We start from the raw sequence: 3,572 nt of genomic DNA on the forward strand, positions 1-3,572 counted from the left end.
GGAAGCTCATCTGGTGGATTCGGAGGATTCAGAGGTGGCGGAGGCTCTTCAGGCGGCGGAGGCTCCAGTGGAAGCTGGTAAAATTGAATTGAAACAAAAGACAGTGAGAAAAATCTTACTGTCTTTTTGAATGATGACAAAAAGGAGAAAGCTATGAATATAGTGAATGAATTATTTAAATTGCAAGATTTAAAGTATGCTGAGTTTCAAAGTAAATTGGTGCCGACAATAGAACGAGAACTTTTTATAGGGGTTAGAGTTCCGGAGCTTCGTAAATTTGCTAAAGAATTGGTAAAGAAAAATACATATTTAGATTTTTTAGATGATTTACCACATAAGTACTATGATGAGAATATGCTACACAGTCTAATATTATCAGAGCTGCAAGATTATGAAATGTGTATTGAATTAATAGATAAGTTTTTAAAATATATAGACAATTGGGCTGTGTGTGATATTTTGTCTCCAAAAAATTTTAAGAAAAATAAAAAGAAATTAATAGAAAAAATAAAATCTTGGTCAGCTTCAGATGATACATACACTTGTAGATTTGGAATAGGTATGTTGATGACACATTATTTAGATGAAGATTTTGAAGTGGAGTATTTAGAAATTCCAAGTAGAATTCATTCTAAAGAGTACTATGTGAATATGATGATAGCTTGGTTTTTTGCAACTGCATTGGTAAAAAAATGGAATGAGACAATCGTATATGTTGAAAATAAAAAATTGGATAGTTGGGTGTATAACAAAACTATACAAAAAGCTTGTGAGAGTTTAAGGATAACAAAAGAGCAGAAAGAATATTTAAGACTATTAAAAATTAAATAATAAATATGGATTGAAATTTCTTAGGTAATAAATTAAACGGTATAGAATATGAACAGAATTTATTTAAAAAGTTTAATTTATAAAACTCTGTAATTAATTTTTTAAATTGCATTGACTTTAAAATCAGTATTAATTATAATCAAGATTGTATGAATTTAATAAAATAAGTAAAAAGTTTAGTGGTGGTGTACATGGATATAGGAAGTAAGATAAAAAATTTAAGAGTTCAACAAGAGCTGACTCAAGAAGAACTTGCAGACAGGTCTGAACTTACAAAGGGATTTATTTCTCAACTTGAGAGAAACTTAACTTCTCCCTCAGTAGCCACATTAATTGATATCCTTGAAGCACTGGGAACGACGCCGATTGAATTCTTTTCATCGGATAAGGAAGAGAAAATTGTATTTACGGCTGATGATCAATTTGTGAGTGAGAAGGAAGATTATGTTATTAACTGGGTTGTACCAAATGCACAGAAAAATTTGATGGAGCCGGTTGTTATAGAGTTAGAAAAAGGTGCAGTATCCAAAAAGAATCCTCCATTTGAAGGAGAGGTATTTGGATATGTGGAGAAAGGTAAAGTAAAATTAATATTTGGTGATAAAAAGTACAAACTAAAGATAGGAGATACTTTTTATTTCAAGGCAGATAGTGAATTTTATATTGAAAATGGAGAAGCTTTAGCGAAGGTATTGATGGTGAGCTCTCCGCCACATTTTTAAGGAGGATTCATGAGCGAATATGTAATTAATTTAAAAAATATAAATAAGAGTTATGGTGATGTGCAAATTTTAAAAGATTTTAATTTGCAAGTTGTAAAGGGAGAGTTTTTGACATTGCTTGGCCCAAGCGGATGTGGAAAGACAACCACTCTTAGAATTATTGGAGGATTTGAAACTCCTGAATCAGGACAAGTTATATTTGAGGGAAAAGATATAACCAATCTTGAACCATATCAAAGAAATATAAACACAGTATTTCAAAATTATGCATTATTCCCACATTTAAATGTTTTCGATAATGTAGCTTTTGGTCTTAGAATTAAAAAGTTGCCAGAGAGCGAAATAAAACAAAAAGTGGAAAAGACTTTAAAAATTGTGAACTTAGCTAATTTTTCTAAGAGAAAAATAACTTCTCTTAGTGGTGGGCAACAACAGAGAATCGCGATTGCAAGAGCATTGGTAAACGAGCCGGAGGTAATACTATTAGATGAGCCTTTGGGAGCATTGGACTTGAAGTTAAGACAAGAAATGCAAGTTGAACTTAAAAAAATTCAGCAAGAAGTTGCAATCACTTTTATATATGTAACTCATGACCAAGAAGAAGCTCTTTCTATGTCAGATAAGATAGTGGTAATGAATGAAGGACGTATTGAGCAATACGGAACTCCTATAGATATATATAATGAGCCAAAGAACGCTTTTGTTGCAGATTTTATCGGAGAAAGTAATATTATTTCTGCTGTTATGAAAGAAGATTACAAGGTTGAATTCTTAGGACATGTATTTGATTGTGTTGACACTGGATTTTCTAAAAATCAAGAAGTTGAAGTTGTGGTTCGACCTGAAGATATAGACCTTGCGGAAACTGGTATGATTTATGGTACAGTTATTTCAGAAGTATTCAAAGGTGTGCACTATGATATAGAAGTTCAAGTTGGGGATTATATAATGTTGGTTCAATCTACAGATAGTAGAGAGATAGGGTCAAATGTTGGAATAAGTGTAGACCCTGATTTGATACATGTAATGGGTGAGAAATGAAAAAATATTCGTATGTTTATGCACTCTGGGCTGCAATATTTATAGTTTTTCCAATAATTCTTATATTTATGTATTCTTTCAACGGCAGTTCTTCAATGGGATTTGAAAATTTTGAATTTTCATTGGCAAATTATAAAAGTTTTTTTGAGCCGTTGTATTTAAAAATTTTGGGAATATCAGTAGGAGTTGCTCTTTTATCTACAGTAGTTTGTCTATTGATAGGCTATCCGGTAGCTTATATAATAGCTAATTTAAAACCGAGTATAAGACAGAATGTAATACTTTTATTCATAATTCCAATGTGGATGAACTTTTTGTTGAGAACTTATGCGTGGCTTACTATTTTGGGAAATAATGGACTTTTAAATAAAGCATTTGCATTAATAGGTTTGGGTCCGTTTGATTTAATGTACAATATGAATGCTGTTATGATAGGTATGATTTATAATTTCTTACCGTTCATGGTACTTCCTATATATACTATACTTCTAAAAATAGATAAAAATCTTTTAGATGCAGCAAGTGACTTAGGGGCAAATAGGTTTAAAGTTTTCACAAAGGTAATATTACCTTTATCTTTGCCGGGAGTTTATACGGGAATTACAATGGTATTTATACCGGCTATTTCAACATTTGTAATTTCAAACTTACTTGGCGGACACAATATTTATCTAATAGGGAACTTGATTGACCAACAGTTTTCATTTACAGGAAACTGGGGATTCGGTTCAGCGGTTTCAATGATATTGATATTTATACTTCTAATAATTATGGGAGTTAATAAAATATTTGATAAAAATCATGAAGGAGGTAATATATTTTGAGAAAAATAATAGATAAATTTTATCTCGTTCTAATTTTTATATTTTTATATGCACCAATAGTTACATTGATGGTATTTTCTTTTAATGATTCCAAGTTAAAAGGTAAGTGGGCAGGGTTTACTTTGAAATGGTATAAAAATTTATTTACCGACCC

The 3,572-nt window shown here is 31.0% G+C and carries 4 protein-coding genes and 1 pseudogene; all 5 read left to right on the forward strand.

Annotated elements, in window-relative coordinates:
• Window positions 1-153: 153 nt before the first annotated feature.
• A complete protein-coding gene (locus tag SOR77_RS09780; RefSeq protein ID WP_320636915.1) occupies window positions 154-831 on the forward strand; it encodes a DNA alkylation repair protein in 678 nt (225 codons plus the stop codon).
• Between the two features lie 191 nt (window positions 832-1,022).
• The gene (locus SOR77_RS09785) at window positions 1,023-1,553 is read left to right on the forward strand and encodes an XRE family transcriptional regulator (RefSeq protein WP_320636916.1); all 531 of its coding nucleotides are present in this window, start codon (window positions 1,023-1,025) and stop codon (window positions 1,551-1,553) included.
• Between the two features lie 9 nt (window positions 1,554-1,562).
• The gene (locus SOR77_RS09790; protein ID WP_320636917.1) at window positions 1,563-2,594 is read left to right on the forward strand and encodes an ABC transporter ATP-binding protein; all 1,032 of its coding nucleotides are present in this window, start codon (window positions 1,563-1,565) and stop codon (window positions 2,592-2,594) included.
• Window positions 2,591-3,418 carry an ABC transporter permease gene (locus tag SOR77_RS09795; RefSeq protein ID WP_320636918.1) on the forward strand — a complete coding sequence of 276 codons (828 nt, stop codon included), beginning with the start codon at window positions 2,591-2,593 and terminating at the stop codon, window positions 3,416-3,418. Before SOR77_RS09790 ends, SOR77_RS09795 begins: the two co-directional genes overlap by 4 nt.
• Window positions 3,415-3,572: pseudogene (locus SOR77_RS09800) on the forward strand (ABC transporter permease); the annotation flags it as partial. The gene SOR77_RS09795 and the pseudogene SOR77_RS09800, both read left to right, overlap by 4 nt.

The sequence above is a fragment of the Peptoniphilus sp. genome (genome assembly GCF_034090345.1).
Lineage (GTDB): Bacteria > Bacillota > Clostridia > Tissierellales > Peptoniphilaceae > Peptoniphilus.